The 682-nt window shown below is 47.2% G+C and carries 1 pseudogene; it reads left to right on the top strand.

Features of this window, described 5'->3' with window-relative positions:
- Window positions 1-566: pseudogene (locus tag R7044_RS25665) on the top strand (major facilitator superfamily transporter); the annotation flags it as partial.
- Window positions 567-682: the final 116 nt, after the last annotated feature.

The raw sequence follows: 682 nt of genomic DNA, 5'->3' as shown, positions 1-682 counted from the left end.
CACTTTGGTGTATGGTTGGTGGCCCTATTGTTGCGGGTTTCTTCGGTATGCTTGAAAAACGCGACGTTCACCTTTCGACAGCAACTAAAATCGCGATGGCATTTGTACTCACTGCAATTGCATTTGGCATCCTAACGTTTGCGGTCACAACCGTTGGTGAAGATGTGGTGATCATGCCTGAAATCTTCTTGGCGATTCACTTCTTCCAAGCCATTGCGGAAGTTATCGTTGGTTCAATGGTTGTGGCATTCATTCTGTCTGTAGCACCAAAACACATCGAGAATTTCTCGGTTAGTCTATTCTCCGTTGCTATCGCACTGAGTGGTATCGTTGGTGCCGCTTTCTCAACGTCGATTGCGATGGAAAAAGGCCAAGAGATCACTCAAGAAATCGTACAAACCGTATACGGTGATTACTTCCAACTGCTTACTGTACTAGCGGTTGTGATGGTGGCGATTGCTATGGCAGCGTCGGTTGTTATTCGCAAAATGCTGGATGCAGCAAAAGAAAGCGAAGCACAAGCGCAACCTGTCGAGATTGAAGCGGGTGTCGAGGTACAGAGCTAATCGCTTTCGCACCGCCACTTGATTACATACGCAATCAACAAACAAAAATGCCGCGAATTCATCGCGGCATTTTCGTAATGACAACGTGACCGATTAATCGCGGCGGCCACGAAGTT

Source organism: Vibrio sp. 1402, from assembly GCF_033340275.1.
This window is presented reverse-complemented; position numbering and strand designations above follow the sequence as displayed.